The 18110-nt window shown below is 72.3% G+C and carries 18 protein-coding genes; 8 read left to right on the forward strand and 10 right to left on the reverse strand.

Annotated elements, in window-relative coordinates:
• Nucleotides 1-20: 20 nt before the first annotated feature.
• From ACQP04_RS08820 to ACQP04_RS08835, 4 genes are all read right to left on the reverse strand, one after another.
• A complete protein-coding gene (locus tag ACQP04_RS08820; RefSeq protein WP_433506563.1) occupies nt 21-1001 on the reverse strand; it encodes a threonine/serine dehydratase in 981 nt (326 codons plus the stop codon).
• Between the two features lie 2 nt (nt 1002-1003).
• Nucleotides 1004-1324: a putative quinol monooxygenase gene (locus tag ACQP04_RS08825; protein ID WP_433506564.1), complete on the reverse strand. Its 321-nt coding sequence runs from the start codon at nt 1322-1324 to the stop codon at nt 1004-1006.
• A gap of 13 nt (nt 1325-1337) precedes the next feature.
• Nucleotides 1338-2264, reverse strand: coding sequence for a vWA domain-containing protein (locus ACQP04_RS08830; protein ID WP_433506565.1), 927 nt, complete (start codon nt 2262-2264; stop codon nt 1338-1340).
• Between the two features lie 62 nt (nt 2265-2326).
• Complete coding sequence (locus tag ACQP04_RS08835; protein ID WP_433506566.1) at nt 2327-3250, reverse strand: AAA family ATPase; 924 nt, start codon at nt 3248-3250, stop codon at nt 2327-2329.
• A 129-nt stretch (nt 3251-3379) separates the two neighbouring features.
• Here ACQP04_RS08835 and ACQP04_RS08840 point away from each other — a divergent pair, with 129 nt between their 5' ends.
• Together ACQP04_RS08840 and ACQP04_RS08845 are read left to right on the forward strand one after the other, a co-directional pair.
• A complete protein-coding gene (locus ACQP04_RS08840) occupies nt 3380-4501 on the forward strand; it encodes an NDMA-dependent alcohol dehydrogenase (protein ID WP_433506567.1) in 1122 nt (373 codons plus the stop codon).
• Nucleotides 4501-6096, forward strand: coding sequence for a class I adenylate-forming enzyme family protein (locus tag ACQP04_RS08845; RefSeq protein ID WP_433506568.1), 1596 nt, complete (start codon nt 4501-4503; stop codon nt 6094-6096). Before ACQP04_RS08840 ends, ACQP04_RS08845 begins: the two co-directional genes overlap by 1 nt.
• A 53-nt stretch (nt 6097-6149) precedes the next feature.
• On the opposite strand, the gene ACQP04_RS08850 is transcribed toward ACQP04_RS08845, so the two are convergent.
• A complete protein-coding gene (locus ACQP04_RS08850; protein WP_433506569.1) occupies nt 6150-7772 on the reverse strand; it encodes an AMP-binding protein in 1623 nt (540 codons plus the stop codon).
• 113 nt (nt 7773-7885) lie between these two features.
• On the opposite strand from ACQP04_RS08850, the gene ACQP04_RS08855 reads away from it, so the two are divergent.
• From ACQP04_RS08855 to ACQP04_RS08880, 6 genes are all read left to right on the forward strand, one after another.
• Nucleotides 7886-8335 carry a hypothetical protein gene (locus ACQP04_RS08855; RefSeq protein ID WP_433506570.1) on the forward strand — a complete coding sequence of 150 codons (450 nt, stop codon included), beginning with the start codon at nt 7886-7888 and terminating at the stop codon, nt 8333-8335.
• The gene (locus ACQP04_RS08860; RefSeq protein WP_433506571.1) at nt 8332-8712 is read left to right on the forward strand and encodes a MaoC/PaaZ C-terminal domain-containing protein; all 381 of its coding nucleotides are present in this window, start codon (nt 8332-8334) and stop codon (nt 8710-8712) included. Before ACQP04_RS08855 ends, ACQP04_RS08860 begins: the two co-directional genes overlap by 4 nt.
• Nucleotides 8713-8792: 80 nt before the next feature.
• Nucleotides 8793-10178, forward strand: coding sequence for a phytoene desaturase family protein (locus ACQP04_RS08865; protein WP_433506572.1), 1386 nt, complete (start codon nt 8793-8795; stop codon nt 10176-10178).
• 1 nt (nt 10179) lies between these two features.
• Entirely contained in the window at nt 10180-11292 is a 1113-nt protein-coding gene (locus tag ACQP04_RS08870; protein ID WP_433506573.1) for an LLM class flavin-dependent oxidoreductase, read from the forward strand.
• The gene (locus tag ACQP04_RS08875; RefSeq protein ID WP_433506574.1) at nt 11289-11672 is read left to right on the forward strand and encodes a nuclear transport factor 2 family protein; all 384 of its coding nucleotides are present in this window, start codon (nt 11289-11291) and stop codon (nt 11670-11672) included. Before ACQP04_RS08870 ends, ACQP04_RS08875 begins: the two co-directional genes overlap by 4 nt.
• Before the next feature lie 7 nt (nt 11673-11679).
• A complete protein-coding gene (locus ACQP04_RS08880) occupies nt 11680-12702 on the forward strand; it encodes an LLM class flavin-dependent oxidoreductase (RefSeq protein ID WP_433506575.1) in 1023 nt (340 codons plus the stop codon).
• Nucleotides 12703-12738: 36 nt separating this feature from the next.
• Here ACQP04_RS08880 and ACQP04_RS08885 read toward each other — a convergent pair whose 3' ends face one another.
• The 5 genes from ACQP04_RS08885 to ACQP04_RS08905 form a co-directional block, all read right to left on the reverse strand.
• Nucleotides 12739-13179: an SRPBCC family protein gene (locus tag ACQP04_RS08885; RefSeq protein WP_433506576.1), complete on the reverse strand. Its 441-nt coding sequence runs from the start codon at nt 13177-13179 to the stop codon at nt 12739-12741.
• Nucleotides 13180-13181: 2 nt separating this feature from the next.
• The gene (locus ACQP04_RS08890; protein WP_433506577.1) at nt 13182-13733 is read right to left on the reverse strand and encodes a DinB family protein; all 552 of its coding nucleotides are present in this window, start codon (nt 13731-13733) and stop codon (nt 13182-13184) included.
• A gap of 143 nt (nt 13734-13876) precedes the next feature.
• Nucleotides 13877-15586, reverse strand: a complete 1710-nt coding sequence (locus ACQP04_RS08895; protein ID WP_433506578.1) for a glycerol-3-phosphate dehydrogenase/oxidase — start codon at nt 15584-15586, stop codon at nt 13877-13879.
• 41 nt (nt 15587-15627) lie between these two features.
• Entirely contained in the window at nt 15628-17145 is a 1518-nt protein-coding gene (gene glpK, locus ACQP04_RS08900) for a glycerol kinase GlpK (RefSeq protein ID WP_433506579.1), read from the reverse strand.
• Nucleotides 17145-17975 carry an MIP/aquaporin family protein gene (locus ACQP04_RS08905; protein ID WP_433506580.1) on the reverse strand — a complete coding sequence of 277 codons (831 nt, stop codon included), beginning with the start codon at nt 17973-17975 and terminating at the stop codon, nt 17145-17147. Before ACQP04_RS08905 ends, glpK begins: the two co-directional genes overlap by 1 nt.
• Nucleotides 17976-18110: the final 135 nt, after the last annotated feature.

Below are 18110 nucleotides of genomic sequence, written 5' to 3' on the forward strand. Positions count from 1 at the left end.
CAACGCGCGGGCCCCGGCGATCAGTCCCGCACGCCGAACCGGTCCGCCCAGGTCTCGACGTCGGCGAAGGTGGCGTTGCCGCCGCAGACCACCAGCCCGAGCCGGGCGCCCGGCCCGACCCGGTCGAGGATCCGGCGCGCGGCGGGCACGAGGCACCCCGCGGCGGGTTCCGTCCACAGCTTGGCGTGCGCGGCGAGGTCGAGCGTGCCCCGGACGGCCTCGGCGTCGGGCACCACGAGGATGTCGGTGACCAGGGCCGTGACGTGCTCGTACGTCAGCCGGGCGGCCGACGGGGCGCTGAGCGAGGTCACGATCGACGACAGTGCCACCGGGGTCGGCCCACCCGCGGTGATCGCCGCGGACATGGCCTCGGCGCCGGTCGTCTCCACGCCCCAGATCCGGAGGCCCGGTCGCCGGGCGCGCAGCGCCGCCGCGACGCCGGAGATCAGCCCGCCGCCCCCGATGCTGACCAGGACGTCCGTGAGCTCGCCGGCGTCGTCGGCCAGCTCGAGCCCGACGGTGCCCTGCGCGGCGACGACCACCGGGTCGTCGAACGGGTGCACCATCGTCCGGCCGGCCGCCTGCAGCTCCGCGGCCAGCGCGAACGCCCCGGCGATGTCCGGGGTGAGCCGCACGTCCGACCCGGTGGCCCGGCAGGCCGCGACCGTGCGCGACGACGCCGACTCCGGCATCACGACCGCCGCGTCGATCCCGAGCGCGGCGGCCATCTCGGCGACGGCGATGCCGTGGTTGCCGCCGCTCACCGCGACGACGCCCGCGGCCCGCTCCTCGGGCGTGAGCGACAGCAGCTTCGCCGTGGCCCCGCGCGCCTTGAACGACCCGGTGCGCTGCAGCAGCTCCAGCTTGGCCGTGACCGGCACCCCGAGCAGCGCCGACAGGCCCGGGCTCTCGATCGTGGGCGTCCGGACGACGTGTCCGGCGATGCGCTCGGCGGCGGCGGTGATCTCGGGGAGGCCGATCAGGGAGCTGCTGAGTGTCACACCTAGATCGTGCCCTGTTCCGTGGAGCCGGCGGGGATCGGCGTGAAGGTCTTCACGTCGAGGGGGGCGGCGAGCCGGCCCTTCAGCGCGGCACCGACCTCGGCGAGGGCCGGAGCTGCGCCGTGGGTCCTGAGCGCCTCGGCCGACTCCCAGCGCTCCACGAACACGAGGTCGGTCGAGTCGCCGGTGCTCTCGTGCAGGGCGTACTTGCCGCAGCCCGGCTCCCCGTGGACCTTCGGGATGGCGGCGAGGAACGCCTCGCGGACGGCCTGCTCCTCGCCGGGCTTGGGCGAGATGGTGGCGATGACGATCACGGGGCTCATCGGGGTTGCTCCTTCAGCGGTTGAGGATGCGGTTGAGGGCGGGGGCGACGTCGCGGTGCGTGTGCACCGGGTGCAGGGTGCCGTGGCCGAGGCGGGCGAGGTCGCGGCCCAGCGGCAGGTCGTGCTCGCCGTCGGTCTCGAGCAGGACGTGCAGCTCGCCGAAGCGGCGGGCGAGGTCGCGGGGGTCGGGGCCGGAGTTGTGCACGGCGTCGGTGAGCAGGATGGCGGTGCGCCTGCGGGCGGCGGAGCGGGCCAGCTCGGCGTGGGCGACCGAGAGTCCGAACCCGACGTTGGTCAGCCCGCGGGCCGGGATGCGCAGCAGCTGGTCCAGCAGCGTCGAGGGCGTGGCCGGGGTGGTGAGCGGCTTGAGCACGGCGGCATCGGACCAGAACGCGACCAGGGCGAGCTGGTCGGAGGCCCCGGACAGGTCCGCGGACAGCGCGGCCACGGTCGCCGCGGCGATGCGGACCTTCTCCCCGCGCATGGACCCGGACACGTCGACGATCAGCACCGCGGCCCGGCGCGAGCTCATCCGCTCCCGGACGATGATGTCGGTGTCCTCGGGCCGGGGCCGCTCGGCGAGCATCTCGATGGTCTTGTCGAGGTCGATGTCGTCGGAGCGGTAGGCGTAGGGCACCGACGCGAGCGCGCCGGTCCCGCGTTCGGCGCGGGCGTCGCGAGGGCGGCGGCGCACCGACAGCCTGCGCGCGATGGCCTGGGCCATGGACGCGACCACCGGGTCCGGTGGGGTGTCCTCGAGCAGCTCCCCGAGCTCGCGCTGCCGCGCGGTCTGCGAGGTCACGAGCACGCCCTGCCCGCCGGCGGGCAGCTCGTCCTGCCCGCCGGAGCGGTCCGGGTTCAGCTCGGCGACGACGGGTGCGCCCTTGCCCTTGCTGAACAGCTCGGGTGCGGCGTCGAGACGCTTGGGCTTGCGCCGCAACGGGGCCAGGTTCCGTCGCTCACCGGCATCGGCGGTGGGCAGCGCGACGGCGTTGTCGAGGTTCAGGCGGTGCGGGCCCGGCGCTGCCCGCCGGGGGCGGAGAAAAAATGGTTCTCCCAGATCTCGGTGATGACCCGCTCCGGCGTGGCGTCGGAGGCCTCGTCGACCCCGACCCGCGCGGACAGCGCCAGCAGCGCGGCGTCGAGCACGATCCGGCTGTGCTCCGCTCCCGGGTCGATGCGCTGCAGCTCCATCGCGATCGCGACCAGGTCGATCGCCCCGCGCACCGACGAACCGCGGCGCAGCTCGGGGTGGTTACGGGTGGCCCGGGTCAGGGCCACGCCGTCGTCGATCAGGGCCCGGTCGCCCTGATCCTCGCCGCAGCCGGTGCGGCGGGCGACGATGTCGCCCTCCTCCTCGGCGGACTGGTAGCCCACGGCCAGGCGGCACCAGCGGTCGTAGACCGAGTCGGAGATCCGGGCGGTGCCGACGTTGTCGAAGGGGTTCATCGAGGCCAGCACCCGGAACGTCGGGCCCGCGGAGATGGTGCCGACGCGGGGCACGGTGACCGCGCGCTCGGCCATCGCGCCGAGCAGCACGTTGAGCGTGTCCTCGGGGGCGCGGTTGAGCTCCTCGATGTAGAGGAACCCGCCGCGCTGCATGGCCTCGACCAGCGGGCCGGGCACGAAGTTCTCCGCGGAGTAGTCCTCCTGCAGCACCCGGGCGGGGTTGTGGTGCCCGACGAGCCGGGCGGGGGTGAGCTCGGCGTTGCCCTCCACCAGCACGAACGGCACGTCCCAGTGCTCGGTGATGGCGCGCAGCATGGTGGACTTCGACGTCCCCGGCGGGCCCTCCAGCAGGATGTCGCGGCCCGCCGCCACCGCCGCCAGCACCAGGGTCAGCTCGCGGTCCCGGCCGACCACCGCCTGCGCGATCGCGTCCCGGGCGGAGCCGTCGACCGTGGGGCTCGTCGTTGATGCACTCACATCACCATCCGACAGGCCTGGCGAACGTTCGTCAACCCGGCTCTTGTGTGACTACCGGTCGGTCGGTAGTCATTGTGGCGTCGGCCACGACGCGGTGGCCACCCCGAGGATCCGAGGAGGACCCCCACCGTGAAGACGCACGCCTCCATCCTGCGCAGCGCCCCCGGCAAGTTCGAGTCCGCCGACCTCGAGCTCGAGGGCCCGCGCAGCGGCGAGATCACCGTCAAGCTCGCTGCCTCGGGCCTGTGCCACTCGGACGACCACATGGCGACCGGCGACATCCCCGCCGGCACGTACCCGCTCTGCGGCGGGCACGAGGGCTCGGGCGTGGTGACCGAGGTCGGCCCGGAGACCCCCGGGTTCGAGGTGGGCGACCACGTCGTGTTCACCTTCGTGCCCTCCTGCGGGCGCTGCCGCTGGTGCGCCGCGGGCATGCAGAACCTCTGCGACCTGGGCGCCAACATGATGGTCGGCTCCCGATTCGAGGACACCTCCAGCTACCGCATGACGCTCGACGGGCAGCCGGTCGGCCAGATGTGCGGGATCTCCACGTTCAGCGAGTTCACGACGGTCAGCGTCAACTCCGCCGTCAAGGTGCCGAAGGAGGTCCCGCTGGTGCCGCTGTGCCTGCTGGGTTGCGGCGTCGGGACCGGCTGGGGCTCGGCGGTCAACGCGGCGCAGGTGCAGGCCGGGCAGACGGTCGTCGTGATGGGCATCGGCGGCATCGGGACCAGCGCGGTGCAGGGCGCCGCGCACGCCGGCGCCACGAACGTGATCGCCGTCGACCCGGTGGCGTTCAAGCGCGAGAGCGCGATGGAGTTCGGCGCCACTCACACGGCCTCGACGATGGAGGAGGCCTCCGAGCTGGCGAGCCACTTCACGAACGGGCAGGGGCCGGACTCGGTGATCGTGACCGTCGGCGTCACGACGGCGGAGCACGTCGGCCAGGCCGTCGCCGCCGTGCGCAAGGCGGGCACGGTCGTGGTCACCGGCGCGGGCAAGGCGGAGCTGTCCCAGGTGCCGATCAACCTGCTCGAGCTGACCATGGCGCAGAAGAAGATCGTCGGCGCGCTGTTCGGTGCGGCCAGCCCGTTCACCAGCATCCCGTGGCTGACCCAGATGTACACGAACGGCCGGCTCAAGCTCGACGAGATGATCACCAAGCGGTACTCGCTCGACGAGGTGGCCCAGGGCTACGAGGACATGCACGCGGGCACCATCATCCGCGGGATCGTGGAGTTCGACCGCTGATGACCCGGCGCTGGATCGCCCCGACCACCCTCGGCGACCTCGTCGACCGGCGCGCCGCCGAGCACCCGGCGGACGAGGCGCTGGTGTTCCCGGACGGGCGGGCCACCTTCGCCGAGCTCGCGGAGCGGGCGCAGCTCTACGCGCGCCGGCTGCTCGGGCTCGGCGTCGGCCGGGGCGACCGGGTGGGGACGCTGCTGCCGGCGTCGGTCGACCTCGTCGCGGTGATGCTCGGGGCGGCGAAGATCGGGGCGGTCACGGTGCCGGTCAACGCGCGGTTCAAGGCCGTGGAGCTGCGGCAGATCGTGGTGCACTCCGGGATGCGGGTCCTGGCGACCGACGTGGCGTCGGTCCCGCTGGTCCGCGAGGCGACGGCGGAGGGCGCCCCCGAGCTGCACCACGTCCTCGTCCTCGACGACCCGGAGTCGCTCGCCGCCGCCGACCGCTCGGCCGCGGCGGACGAGGAGGTGTGGGCGCGCCAGCCCGGTGTCCGGGTCCGGGACACGGCGGTGATCGTCTACACCTCGGGCACCACGGCCGCGCCGAAGGGCGCGATGCTCAGCCACGAGGCCCTCACCCGGCTCGCGGACGGGATCGGCGAGCGGATGGCGCTCACCCCGGCCGACCGGGTGTGGACGGCCATCCCGCTCTTCCACGGCGGCGGCATCACGTTCCTGCTCAGCTGTCTGACGGCCCGCGCGGCGTTCGTGCACCCCGGCTACTTCGACCCCACGACCACGCTGGAGCTGCTCACCACCGAGCGTGTCACGGTGGCCCTGGCGGCGTTCGAGACGATCTGGATGCCGGTGCTGAACCGGCCGGACTTCGCGGACTTCGACCTCTCCAGGATCCGGCTGGTGATGGCCGTCGGCGTGCCGGAGCGGCTGCGGGACATGGCCTCCCGGCTGCCCGGGGCGGTGCACGTGTCGTGCGTGGCGATGACCGAGTCGTCGGCCTTCCTGACGCTGAACCGCAGGGACGACCCGCTGGACAAGCGCGTGACGACGGGCGGGCACCCGATGCCCGGGATGGAGGTGCGCGTCGTCGACCCGGAGACGGGCGCCGACCTCCCGCCCGACACGCCGGGCGAGCTGCTCTTCCGCGGCCCCACCGCCTTCGACGGCTACTTCCGCGACCCGGGGCGCACGGCCGAGGTGATCGACGCCGACGGCTGGTTCCACACCGGCGACCTCGTCGTCGCCGACGCGGACGGCCGGCTCACCTTCCGCTCCCGGCTCAAGGACATGCTCAAGGTCGGCGGCGAGAACGTGGCCGCCGCCGAGGTCGAGGGGTACCTGCTCGGGCACCCGGCGGTGGACCTGGTCGCGGTGGTCGCGGCGCCCGACGCGTACTACGTCGAGGTCCCGGCCGCGTTCGTGCAGCTCAAGCCGGGAGCGACCGCCACCGAGGCGGAGTTGATCGAGTACTGCGTCGGGCGGATCGCCACGTACCGTGTGCCGCGCTACGTCCGCTGGGTCGCGCCGGGGGAGTGGCCGATGTCCGGCACGAAGATCAAGAAGTACCTGTTGCGCGAGCGGATCGCCGACGAGCTCAAGCAGCGCGGCATCACCGAGGCGCCCCGCATCCGCACCAGCTGAGCGAACGGCGCTCTCGCTCACACCTACTGAGCGAAAAGTGCCGTTCGTGCAGGTCAGGAGGCGGCCGCGCGGGAGCTGAGCACCGGCGCCTCGGTGATCCCCGCTGCCTTCAGCTCGTCGGCCATGCGCTCCTTGAGGCGGAACTTCTGCACCTTGGTCCCGGACATCGGGAACTCGTCGACGAAGCGCACGTACCGCGGCACCTTGAAGGTCGCGATCCGCCCGAGGCAGAAGGCGACGAGATCGTCCTCCGTCGCGGTGGCCCCGGCCTTGAGCTGCACGAACGCGGCCGGGACCTCGCCGTAGCGGGCGTCCGGCGCCCCGACGACCTGCACCAGCCCGACGGCCGGGTGCTCGCAGAGGAACCCCTCCACCTCGGCGGCGGCCACGTTCTCCCCGCCGACCTTGAGCATGTCCTTGAGTCGCGACACGAACCGCAGCCGCCCCGCCTCGTCGGCCACGACGAGGTCCCCGGAGGCGAACCAGCCGTCGGCGTCGATGCGCGCCGCCGTCGTCTCGGGATCGCGGTGGTAGCGGACGAGCCGGGAGGCGCCGCGGAACCGGAACTCGCCGGGGACACCGGGCGGCAGGGCCTCCCCGGTCTCCGGGTCGACGACCTTCGCCTCCATGTGCCGCAGCGGGACGCCGCTGGTGGTCGCGCGAACCTCGGCGGGGTCGTCGGGCGAACCCATGCAGCAGAACCCGAACGACTCGGTCATCCCCAGGCAGGAGGTCTGCACGGCCTGCGGGAGCCGGGCCTGCATCGCGCGCATCCGTTCCGGCGCACCGACGTTGATCACCAGACGCAGCGCGGAGAGGTCGGCCTCCGGGAAGCGCGGGTGCTCCAGGACCGGTACCCAGATCGTCTCGAAGGCGGGGAAGCCGATCGTGCACCGCTCGCGTTCCAGCTGGTCCAGGGCCCGTCCGGGCTCGAAGGTGCCCACGTGGACCATCCCGCACCGGCCCGCCAGCGCCGCGATCGCCACGTCGAACCCGCCGCAGTGGAACATCGGCAGCGGCGCCCAGAACCGGTCGTCCGGCCGCAGGCCCAGCCGCTCCGCGACCGCCCCGCCCTCGGCGACCAGGGACGCGTGGTCGTGCACGCAGCCGCGCGGCCGCGAGGTGGTGCCGGAGGTGTAGAGCATGAGGATCGGGTCGGACGCCCGCAGCGCACCCCGGGCCTCGTCGGCCCTGGCAGGATCCGCCGACTCGTCCAGTCCGTGCAGGAAGCCCGGCGCTGGTTCGTCGAGGGCGACGACGGCGCGGAGCAGCGGGGCGGCGTCGAGCGCGAGCCGGCCCGGTGTGCCCTCCGCCAGCCCCGGCAGGGCCTCGTGCAGTACCGACGCGAACCCGGCGGTGCTGATCAGCAGCCGCAGGTCGGCGTTCTCGATCATGTAGCTCAGCTCGCGCGGCTTGAGCCTCGGGTTGAGCGGCACCGTGACCGCGCCGATCCGGGCCGCGGCGAGCCAGAGCCGGTAGCTGTCGAGGCAGCCGTGCAGGAGCAGCCCCACGGAGTCGCCCGGCCGCAGGCCGAGCGCCCAGAGCGCGGCCGCGAGCCGGCGAGTGGACCGGGCCAGCTCGGGGTAGGTCTCGCGGCCGTCGGGGAAGACGACGCCCTGCTCCGGCGCGTCCACAGCGCGGCGCTCGAGCAGGTCGGGAACGGTGGTGTCCGGCATCGTCGTCGGCCCTTCCGATCTGTCTAACGATCGTTTGACAGTGGACGGTAGCAACGTCCGCGGGCTGCGTCGAGGCGGCTGACTATCAACCGTCCAGTAGGTAAGCTCTTCCCGTGATCACCGAGGAGGAGCTCGCCGGCACCGTCGGCCACAGCATGCCCGGCGGCACCGCACGCGTCGAGCACTACGCGGACTGGCTGCTCCGCGACGCGCTGGGTGCCCCACCGGGCGAGCCGGGCCTCGCGCACCCGACGTTCGCGTTCCTCGCCGCGCAGGGAGGTGTGGGTCTGAGCCTCGAGGAGGTCTTCGCCGTCTTCGGCGCCTCCTCGGCCGACGGCCCGATGCTCGGGGAGTGGGCCGTGGACTTCGCGGAGCCGCTGCGGCTCGACGTCGACTACGCGGTGACCTGCGTCGTCGAGTCCGCGCGGCGCAAGACAGGGGCGCGCACCGGGGTGTTCGACCTGGTCACCGTGCGGATCGAGCTGACCGGGCCGGACGGGACCGTGCACGTGACCGTCCGGCCGACGTACGTGTTCCCTCGCCGAGCGGCGGTGTCGGCGTGAGGGTCGGGGACCTGCTGCCGGAGCGCGTGGTCGAGTCGGTCGACCCGGAGAAGATGAAGATCGCCGCGGCGCTGCTGCGGGACCCGAACATGATCCACCTCGACCCGGCGGTCACCGAGAAGCTGGGCATGGGGTCGCGGGTGGTCAACCAGGGGCCGCTGAACCTGGGCTACATCCACACCCTGCTCGAGGAGTACGGGCGGGTGGTCGCCTCGCGCTTCCGGTTCCACGGCAACGTCTTCGCCGGCGACCGGGTCGTCGCGGGTGGGCGGGTCTCGGCCGTCGACGGGGACCTCGTCGACTGCGAGGTCTGGCTGGACGTGACGGGCGGAGCGCGGGCAGTCTCGGGGACGGTCCGGATCCGCCGGGCGCGGTGAGCACGTCCCGCGCAGGGCGCTTGCGCGATCCGGTCCGCCGTGACACCGTGTCAAACGGTCGGTTGGTAGAGAGAGGTGTCATGCCGAGCTACGACGTCGTGGTCATCGGAGCCGGGGCCGCCGGGCTCTCCGCGGGAGCGCTGCTGGCCAAGGAGGGCAAGCGGGTCGTGGTGCTCGACCGCAGCCCCTATCTGGGCGGGCGCGCCATGGCCGTGCCGGACGAGGGGTTCACCGTCAACCTCGGTGGCCACCTCATCGAGGACGGCGGCTCGGGCATCACGAAGGTGTTCGAGCACGTCGGCAAGGAGCTGATCCACGGCGAGGTCAGCAACGACATGCCCATCTGGGAGAACGGCAAGGGCTGGGGCTCGATCCGGGACCGGTACACCGACCGGACCGAGCTCAAGAAGGTGATCAAGGCTCTGGTCAACACCCCGTACGAGGACCTCGACGACTGGGACGACCGCTCCCTGCGCGAGTGGATCCACCAGTACACGGACGACCAGGGCGTGGTGGACCTCTTCGAGTTCATCTCCGTGCTGGAGTGCATGACCGACAACTGGTACGACCACTCCGCCAGCGACAACCTCTACGTGCGCAAGATGCACTTCGAGGAGCGCAACACCGCGGCCTACTCCTGCTGGCCCGGCCAGGGCTGGGACGGGATCTGGCGCGATCTCGCGGACGCGATCACCGAGAACGGCGGGGAGCTGCGGCTGGGGACGTCGGTCGAGCGGGTCGTCATCGAGAACGGCGCGGTGAAGGGCGTGGCGGTGGGTCGCGAGCCCAAGGTGCTGCCCAACGAGTTCTTCGAGGAGGAGATCCTCGAGGCGCCCGCCGTGATCTCCACGCTGCCGGTGTGGAACGTGCTGAACGTCGTCCCGCGGTCCGCGCTGCCCGAGTGGTACGCCTCCCAGATCGAGTTCCTCGCCCAGGACAAGTTCCGGATCGCCTGGCTGGGGCTGTACCTCGCCACCGAGGAGCCGGTCACGCAGTTCGACCCGCGCGAGCTCGCCACCTGGACCTCGACGCCGTCGACCGACTGCTCGGGCTTCATGTTCGACCAGTCCGCGATGGACCCGTCGTGCTCGCCGGAGGGCACCCACCTGCACGTGATGGGCGCGATCATCCCCGGCGCCAAGGGGCGGGACCGCGAGTGGTGCCGCGCGACCATGGAGGCCTTCGAGCGCGACGCCGAGGTGATGTGGCCGGGCTTCGCCAAGCCGATCTGGCGGCGCCGGCACCTGGTGTTCGAGCCGAGCTTCGGCGTGATCCAGATGCCCGGCCTGGTCGGGAAGTACCGACCGCACTGGCGGGCGCCCAACGTCGAGGGGCTGTGGTTCGCCTCGGAGACCTTCCGCAGCCGCGGCATCGGCACCGACCGCGCCGCGCGTGCGGCCCTGACCTGCGTCGAGGACTACCTCGGCGGACGGATCCCGACCTTCGGCGACGGGTGGAGGTACTGAGGTGAACCGCCTGCAGCTGGGCGTCCCCGGGCAGATCATGCCGCCGGCGGACGCGGCGGTGAGGTTCGCGCAGCGCAGCGAGGCCGAGGGGTACGACGCCGTGTGGTGGCCGGACCACCTCATGGGCTGGCACGCGGACACGATGTGGACCCCGGACCTCACGCCGCTCGCGAAGGTCCAGGCCAACCCGCACACCTACTTCGACCCGATGATCATGATGGGGGTCGTCGGGGCGCAGACCGAGCGGATCAAGGTCGGCGTGGTCGTCACGGACCTGATCCGGCGGAACCCGGCCATGGCCGCGGCCACGGCGCTGACCCTGGACCACGTGACCCGCGGGCGGGCGATCATCGGGCTGGGCTCCGGCGAGAAGCTCAACGTCACGCCGTACGGCATGTCGTTCGACAAGCCCGTCGCGAAGCTCTCCGAGGGCATCGACGTGATGCGCCTGCTCTGGGAGGCGGACGGGCCCGTCGACTACCGGGGGACGTTCCACAGCCTGGAGAAGGCGGTCCTGGGGCTGCAGCCGTACGGGGACACCCCGCCCGAGATCTGGACCGCCGCGCACGGTCCACGAATGCTGCGGCTGACCGGCACCAAGGCGGACGGCTGGCTGCCCACCAAGATGACCGCGCCGGACTACGGCAAGGCGCTCACCACGATCCAGCAGGCCGCGCAGGACGCCGACCGCGACCCGGCGAAGATCACCCCGGGCATGCTCGGCTACATCCTCATGGGCCCGGACGAGGAGACCGTCCGGCGGCTGACCGAGGCGCCGCTGGTGCGGGCGCTGTGCGTGCTGCTGCCCTCGCAGGTGTTCCGGGACCTCGGTGTCGAACCCCCGCTCGACGCGGGCTCGGGCTTCCACGACTTCATCCCGACGACGATCCCGCGCGAGGAGTCCCTGCGGATCATCGACGCGATCCCGCCGGAGGTGGTGCGGCACTACGCCTTCTGCGGCACCCCCGAGCAGGTCGCGGAGGAGCTCTACGAATACCGCGAGGCGGGCCTGGAGCACCTCGTCCTGTGGAACATCACCGCGTTCGGCGACCCGTCGCTGGCGAAGTGGTCGTTCCGGGCGATGGCGGAGCTGAAGAAGCTGGTGGGCTCGTGAGCTCCCCCGTCGACGGGAGGGCCGTCGTCGAGGGCTACTTCGCGGCGATCAACTCGGACTCGTTCGCGGACCTGTCCGAGGTGTTCACCCACGACGTGGAGATCCACACGGTCGGGGCGGAGCCGGTCGTCGGGCGGGATGCGGCGCTCGCGCACTTCCCGGCCGTCCTGGCGAACTACGCCGAGCACGAGGACCGCGTGACGCGCTGGATCGAGACCCCCGAGGCGATCGTCACCGAGATCGACTTCGAGGGGAAGCTCGCCGACGGCCGGCCGGTCGTCTTCTCCGCGCTCGACGTGTTCGACCTGCGGGGCGGGCGGATCGCCAGGGTGACGACCTGGTACGACACCCGGGACGTCCGGCGCCAGGTCCGGCCGTGACGTCGTCATGAAGCTGGGGGTCACCCTGCCCGTCGACGACGGGCTCGGCGTCCCCGAGTACCTCCGGCTCGTCCGCGCGGCCGAGGAGGCGGGCTACGACTCGGCGTGGGTCGGCGAGGTGACCGGGCCCGAGGTCTTCTCGATGCTCGGGGTGCTGGCCGCCAGCACGTCGCGGATCCGGCTGGGCTCCGGGATCGCGACGGTCTACCCGCGCTCGCCCGCGCTCGCCGCGATGGGCTTCGCGACGCTCGCCTCCGCCGCCCCGGGCCGGATCCTGGCCGGACTGGGCGCGAGCAGCCCGATGATCACCGAGGACTGGCACGGCCGGACGCACAGCCGCCCGCTCGCGACGATCGAGGGCTACGTCCGGGTGCTGCGGGCGGCCTGGGCGGGGGAGCGGGTGTCCGTGGAGCACCCGCGCACGGAGGGCTTCCGGGCCACGCTCCTGCCGCCGGAGCCGCCGCCGATCGTCGTCGGTGCGATGAACCCGGGCATGCTGCGGCTCGCCGGCCGGGTGGCCGACGGCGTGTTCCTCACCTGGTCCCCGGTCGACGAGATCGCGGCCAAGCTCGCCCTGGTCCGCGAGGGGGAGCGGGAGGCGGGCCGCGAGCCGGGCAGCGTGTGGGCGATGGTGTCCTTCTGGGCCTACGCCGGCGACCGGCTGCCCGAGGGCATGGAACGGCTGCGCCGCCTCTGCCTGCAGTACGCGATGGTCCCGACGCACGCGGGCTCCTTCACCGGCGTGTTCCCGGAGATCGCCCGGGCCACCGAGCTGTGGCGCTCCGGCGACCGCGGTTCCGCCCTCGCCCTGGTGCCCGACGAGGCGGTGCACCGGCTCTGCGCGGTCGGCACGGGCGAGACGGTCGCCGCGCGCGCCGCCGCGATGCACGAGGCGGGCGTCGACCTCGCCGTCCTCCTCACCCCCGGCGCCGTCCCCGGCGAGATCGACGGCCCCCTCCAGACCATCACCCGCACCGCCGTCGCAGGCATCGTGAACCGGACGAACGGCACTCTCGCTCACCAGGAATGAGCGAGAGTGCCGTTCACCGGGCACTGGAGGGGGTGGTCAGCCGCCCTCCAGGATCTCCTTGAGGCGACGCAGGTCGGCCTCGTTCGCGCGGCGCATCGCCGCCGCCATGGCCGGAGCGGCCACCGCCCGGAACCCGTGTGGCTCACCCCGGTTGCGCAACGTCATAGTGGTGCCGCCGTCGGCGGACGGTGCCCAGGTGTAGGTCGTCTCCATCGGGAACGGTCCCTGGGCGGTGCGCATGGTCAGGCGCGCGCCCGGGACGTGCTCGACGACCTCGTAGGTGTAGGCGAGCCTGCGGCCCAGGAAGCGGGCCACGAAGGCGATCTCGCTGCCCTCCGCGAGCGGGGGCGGGGTGCGCCACTCCACCGACCGGATGTTGGCGTACCAGCGCGGGGCCGAGTCCGGATCGGCGGCGAAGGCGGCGACCTCGGCGACCGGGCGCGCGATCGTCGTGCGGGTGACGACGTCGACGGCCACCGTCAGCCCATGGTCTTCGCACCGTCGATGGCCTCGCGGATGATGTCGGCGTGGCCCGCGTGCTGGGAGGTCTCGGCGATCACGTGCAGGATCACCCGGCGCACCGAGTACGTCGCGCCGGGCTCGAACCAGGGCGCGCTGGGCAGCGGCTGGGTGGCGTCGAGGTCCGCGGTCGCCACCACCTCGTCCGTGGCCGCGGCGACCCGGTCGTAGTGCTCCAGCAGGGCGGGGAGGGTGTCGGCGTCCGTGAGCTGGAAACGGGTGTCGACGAAGTCGCCGGACTCCATCGCGGCCCGCATCGCCTCCTCGTCGAACTCGACGTCGCCGCCCATCGCGCCCGGCTTGCCGAGCGCGAAGTCGATCCACCCCTGCTCGGTGTCGGCGACGTGCTTGATCAGCGAGGCGAGGGTCAGCTCGCTGACGGTGCTGCGGGTGCGCGCCTGCTCCTCGGTGACGCCGGCGACGGTCTGCCGCAGGAAGGCGCGGTGCCGGCGCAGCGACTCCAGCAGGTCCGCGCGCTCGCGGGTGAGGGTGTCGGCGGCGAACTCGGTCATGGCGGCCTCCTCGCGTCGGGCAGCAGGTCGGCGGGCACCGTACCGCGATCTCCGGCCATCCAGCGGCCACAGCGGACACACGGACGGCACTCTCGCTCGCCAGGTCTGAGCGAGAGCGCCGTTCGCCGTGAGAAGGAACCGGATCAGCTGACCGGCACCACGTCCGGCGCGCCCATGCGGGCGGAGTCGGCGGTGGCGTCGTCGGGCATGGTCTGGCTCTCCCGCTCGGCGGCGACCCGCCCGCGGTAGTGCTCGACCTCCTTGGCCTTCTGCTCCTCGGTCCAGTCCAGCACCGGGGCCATCAGGTCCGCGGCCTCCTGCGCGGCGCCGAGGCCGCGGTCGAAGGTCTCGATGCTGGTGCGGGTGCGGCGGGTGAGGACGTCGTCGAGGTGCCGGGCGCCCTCGTGCGTGGCCGCGTAGACGATCTCGGCACGGATGTGGTCCGGCGCCCCGCCCAGCGGCTCGCCGAGGGTCTTGTCCTCGGCGACCAGGTCGAGCACCTCGTCGATCAGCGAGCCGTACCGGCAGAGCAGGTCCTGGATCCGGGCCGGGTGCAGGCCCGAGCGCTCGGCGATGACGTGCACCGAGTTCTGCAGCGCCTCCCAGCCCTCGGCGCCGAGCAGCGGCACGTCCTTGGTGACGGACTCGGGCACCTTGGCGTCGAGGCCGTGCACGGCGGCGTCGACGGCGTCCTTGGCCATCACGCGGTAGGTCGTGTACTTCCCGCCGGCCACCACGACCAGCCCCGGTACCGGGGTGGCGACGGCGTGCTCGCGCGAGAGCTTCGACGTCGTGTCCGACTCGCCCGCCAGCAGCGGCCGCAGCCCCGCGTAGACGCCCTCGACGTCCTCGTGGGTCAGCGGCTGCTCCAGCACGGAGTTGACGTGCTCGAGCAGGTAGTCGATGTCCGCCTTCGACGCGGCCGGGTGGGCCTTGTCGAGGTCCCAGTCGGTGTCGGTGGTGCCGATGATCCAGTGCCGGCCCCACGGGATCACGAACAGCACCGACTTCTCGGTGCGCAGGATCAGCCCGGAGTCCGAGCGGATCCGGTCCCGCGGCACCACCAGGTGGATGCCCTTGGACGCGCGGACGTGGAACCGGCCGCGCTCGCCGGCCAGGCCCTGGGTCTCGTCCGTCCAGACACCGGTGGCGTTGATGACCTGCTTGGCGCGCACCTTGATCACGTCGCCGGTCTCGAGGTCGTGGACCTCGGCGCCGATGACGCGGCCGGACTCCTTGAGCAGCCCGACCACCCGGGCCCGGGTGGCCACGTGCGCCCCGTAGGCCGCGGCCGTGCGGGCGACGAACATGGTGTGGCGGGCGTCGTCGACCTGGGCGTCGTAGTACTGCAGGGCGCCGACGAGGGCGTCCTTGCGCAGCGACGGCACGATCTTCCGCGCGCCGCGGCGGGTGAGGTGTCGGTGGTGGGGCACGCCGCGGGACTGCCCGGAGAGCAGCCCGAGGGTGTCGTAGAGCGCCACACCGGAGCCCGCGTACAGCCGCTCCCACACGTGGTGCTGGAGCGGGTAGATGAACGGGACGGGGTGGATGAGGTGCGGGGCGAGCTTCTGGATCAGCAGCCCCCGCTCCTGGAGGGCCTCCGCGACGAGCCGGAAGTCCAGCATCTCCAGGTAGCGCAGGCCGCCGTGGATGAGCTTCGAGCTGCGGCTCGACGTCCCGGAGGCGAAGTCACGTGCCTCGACCAGGCCGACGCGCAGGCCGCGGGTGGCGGCGTCGAGGGCAGCACCGCTGCCCACGACGCCGCCGCCGACGACGAGAACGTCGAGCTCCTCCCGGCCCATGTCCTCCAGCGCCCGCGTCCGGGCGGCGGGGGAGAGCGCGACGGATCTCATGACAGGTCTTCCTTTCCCAGCGGGAGGTCGGTGCCGTGTTCCTAGTCGACCTCTACCCAGTCCAACGTCCGCTGCACCGCCTTCTGCCACCGGGCGTAGGCGGAGTCACGCTGTTCCGCGGACCACTGCGGCTCCCAGCGCTTCGACTCGTTCCAGTTCTGGCGCATCTCGTCGGTGTCCTTCCAGAACCCGACCGCCAGGCCCGCGGCGTACGCGGCGCCGAGCGCGGTGGTCTCGGCCACGACCGGCCGCGACACCGGGATGCCCAACACGTCCGCCTGGATCTGCATGCACAGCTCGTTGGCGGTGACGCCGCCGTCGACCTTGAGGATGTCCAGGTTCACCCCGGAGTCCTTGGCCATGGCGTCGGCCACGTCCTTGCTCTGGAAGCAGATCGCCTCCAGCGTGGCCCGGGCGAGGTGGGCGTTGGTGTTGTAGCGGGACAGCCCGACGATCGCGCCGCGGGCGTCGGAGCGCCAGTACGGGGCGAACAGGCCGGAGAACGCCGGCACGAAGTACACCCCGCCGTTGTCCTCGACCTGGCGGGCGAGGGACTCGGACTGCGCGGCGCCGGAGATGATCCCCAGCTGGTCGCGCAGCCACTGCACGGCCGAACCGGTGACGGCGATCGAGCCCTCCAGGGCGTAGACCGCCGGCTCGTCGCCGAACCGGTAGCAGACGGTGGTCAGCAGGCCCGAGTTCGACCGGACGAGCTCGGTCCCGGTGTTGAGCAGCATGAAGTTGCCCGTGCCGTAGGTGTTCTTGGCCTCGCCGGGCGACAGGCAGACCTGCCCGACCATGGCGGCCTGCTGGTCGCCGAGGATGCCGGTGATCGGCACCTCGCCGCCGAGCGGCCCGTTCGCCAGCGAGGTGCCGTACGGCTCCGGCGAGCTCGACGAGCAGATCCTCGGCAGCATCGACCGCGGGATCCCGAACAGGGCGAGCAGCTCGTCGTCCCAGTCGAGGGTCTCGAGGTCCATGAGCATGGTCCGGCTGGCGTTGGTGACGTCCGTGACGTGCACGCCGCCGTTCGGCCCGCCGGTGAGGTTCCAGACCACCCAGCTGTCGGTGTTGCCGAAGATCGCGTCGCCGCGCTCGGCGGCCTCGCGGGCCCCGTCGACGTTCTCCAGGATCCACTGGATCTTGCCGCCGGAGAAGTAGGTCGCGGGCGGCAGCCCGGCCTTGCGCCGGATCGTGTCGCCGTGGCCGTCGCGCTCCAGCTTGGAGGCGATCCGGTCGGTGCGGGTGTCCTGCCAGACGATCGCGTTGTACAGCGGCCGCCCGGTGTTCTTGTCCCAGACGACGGTCGTCTCGCGCTGGTTGGTGATGCCGAGCGCCGCGAGGTCCTTGGCCGCCAGCCCCGTCTTGTTCAGTCCGGTCTGGATGACCGAGGAGGTGCGCTCCCAGATCTCCACGGGGTTGTGCTCGACCCAGCCCGCCTCGGGCAGGATCTGCTCGTGTTCCAGCTGGTGGCGACCCACCTCGTTGCCGCTGTGGTCGAAGATCATGAACCGCGTGCTCGTCGTCCCCTGGTCGACGGCGCCGACGTACTCGGGCATTACTTCTCTCCTCCGTGCTCGACGACGGTCTCACGCCCGACCGGCTGCTCCTCGGTGTCCTCCGGGAGCAGGTAGCGGCCGACGAGGATCTTGAAGAAGGCCCCGCCGACGAGGCCGCCGACGATCGGCGCGACGATCGGCAACCACCAGTACGGTGTCCCGTTCGGATCGACCCAGGCCGTCGAGTAGCCCGTGATGTACGACGCGAGGCGCGGCCCGAAGTCACGGGCCGGGTTGATCGCGTAGCCCGCGTTGGCGCCGAACGCCATGCCGATCGCCACGACGAGCAGGCCGATGACCACGGGGCCCAGGTTCGCCAGCGGCGGGTTGTTCAGCGCGTTGACCAGGGCGAAGATCACGAACACCAGGATCGCGGTGCCGACGACCTGGTCGAGGAAGGCGGTGGGGATCGAGACCCCGCCGCCGCCGTTGCCCGGCAGCGTCGAGAAGATGATCTGGGTCTTCGCAGTGTGGCCGGGGTCGGCCCGGTTGATCAGGTCCGCGTAGACGACGCGGACGATCAGCGCCGCAACGAAGGCGCCGAGGGTCTGGGCGATGATGTAGGGCACGACTCGCTTCCAGGGGAAGCCCTGGAAGGCGGCCAACGCGATGGTGACCGCGGGGTTGATGTGGGCGCCGGAGATCCGGGCGGCGACGTACACGCCGAGCGTGACGCCGATGCCCCAGGCCCAGGTGATCGAGTCGTGGTCGCCGAGGGGACTGTCCGCCGGTGCGGTGAGGACCTGCGCCACCACACCGCAGCCGAACAGGAGCAGGATCATCGTCCCGGCGAACTCGGCGCTCAGCGCGCCGAAGTAGGAGTTCCGCATCGAACTCTCCTTCCGGTCGTGACGGCCCCCGCCCGGGCGTACGCGCCGGACGGGGGCCGAACGGGACAGACGCTAGGAACGCGTGCGTGGCGCGACAACGGCCGATGTTCGACAATGTCGAACTGATCCTGTCGA

Source organism: Pseudonocardia halophobica, assembly GCF_050948485.1.
Lineage (GTDB): Bacteria > Actinomycetota > Actinomycetes > Mycobacteriales > Pseudonocardiaceae > Pseudonocardia > Pseudonocardia halophobica.

Excerpts from the sequence above, each read along its gene's own strand:
- ACQP04_RS08850 (WP_433506569.1), bottom strand. The coding sequence starts at position 7,772 with ATGCCGGACACCACCGTTCCCGACCTGCTCGAGCGCCGCGCTGTGGAC.
- ACQP04_RS08880 (WP_433506575.1), top strand. The coding sequence starts at position 11,680 with ATGAAGCTGGGGGTCACCCTGCCCGTCGACGACGGGCTCGGCGTCCCC.
- ACQP04_RS08905 (WP_433506580.1), bottom strand. The coding sequence starts at position 17,975 with ATGCGGAACTCCTACTTCGGCGCGCTGAGCGCCGAGTTCGCCGGGACG.
- ACQP04_RS08890 (WP_433506577.1), bottom strand. The coding sequence starts at position 13,733 with ATGACCGAGTTCGCCGCCGACACCCTCACCCGCGAGCGCGCGGACCTG.
- ACQP04_RS08845 (WP_433506568.1), top strand. The coding sequence starts at position 4,501 with ATGACCCGGCGCTGGATCGCCCCGACCACCCTCGGCGACCTCGTCGAC.
- ACQP04_RS08895 (WP_433506578.1), bottom strand. The coding sequence starts at position 15,586 with ATGAGATCCGTCGCGCTCTCCCCCGCCGCCCGGACGCGGGCGCTGGAG.
- ACQP04_RS08825 (WP_433506564.1), bottom strand. The coding sequence starts at position 1,324 with ATGAGCCCCGTGATCGTCATCGCCACCATCTCGCCCAAGCCCGGCGAG.
- ACQP04_RS08865 (WP_433506572.1), top strand. The coding sequence starts at position 8,793 with ATGCCGAGCTACGACGTCGTGGTCATCGGAGCCGGGGCCGCCGGGCTC.
- glpK (WP_433506579.1), bottom strand. The coding sequence starts at position 17,145 with ATGCCCGAGTACGTCGGCGCCGTCGACCAGGGGACGACGAGCACGCGG.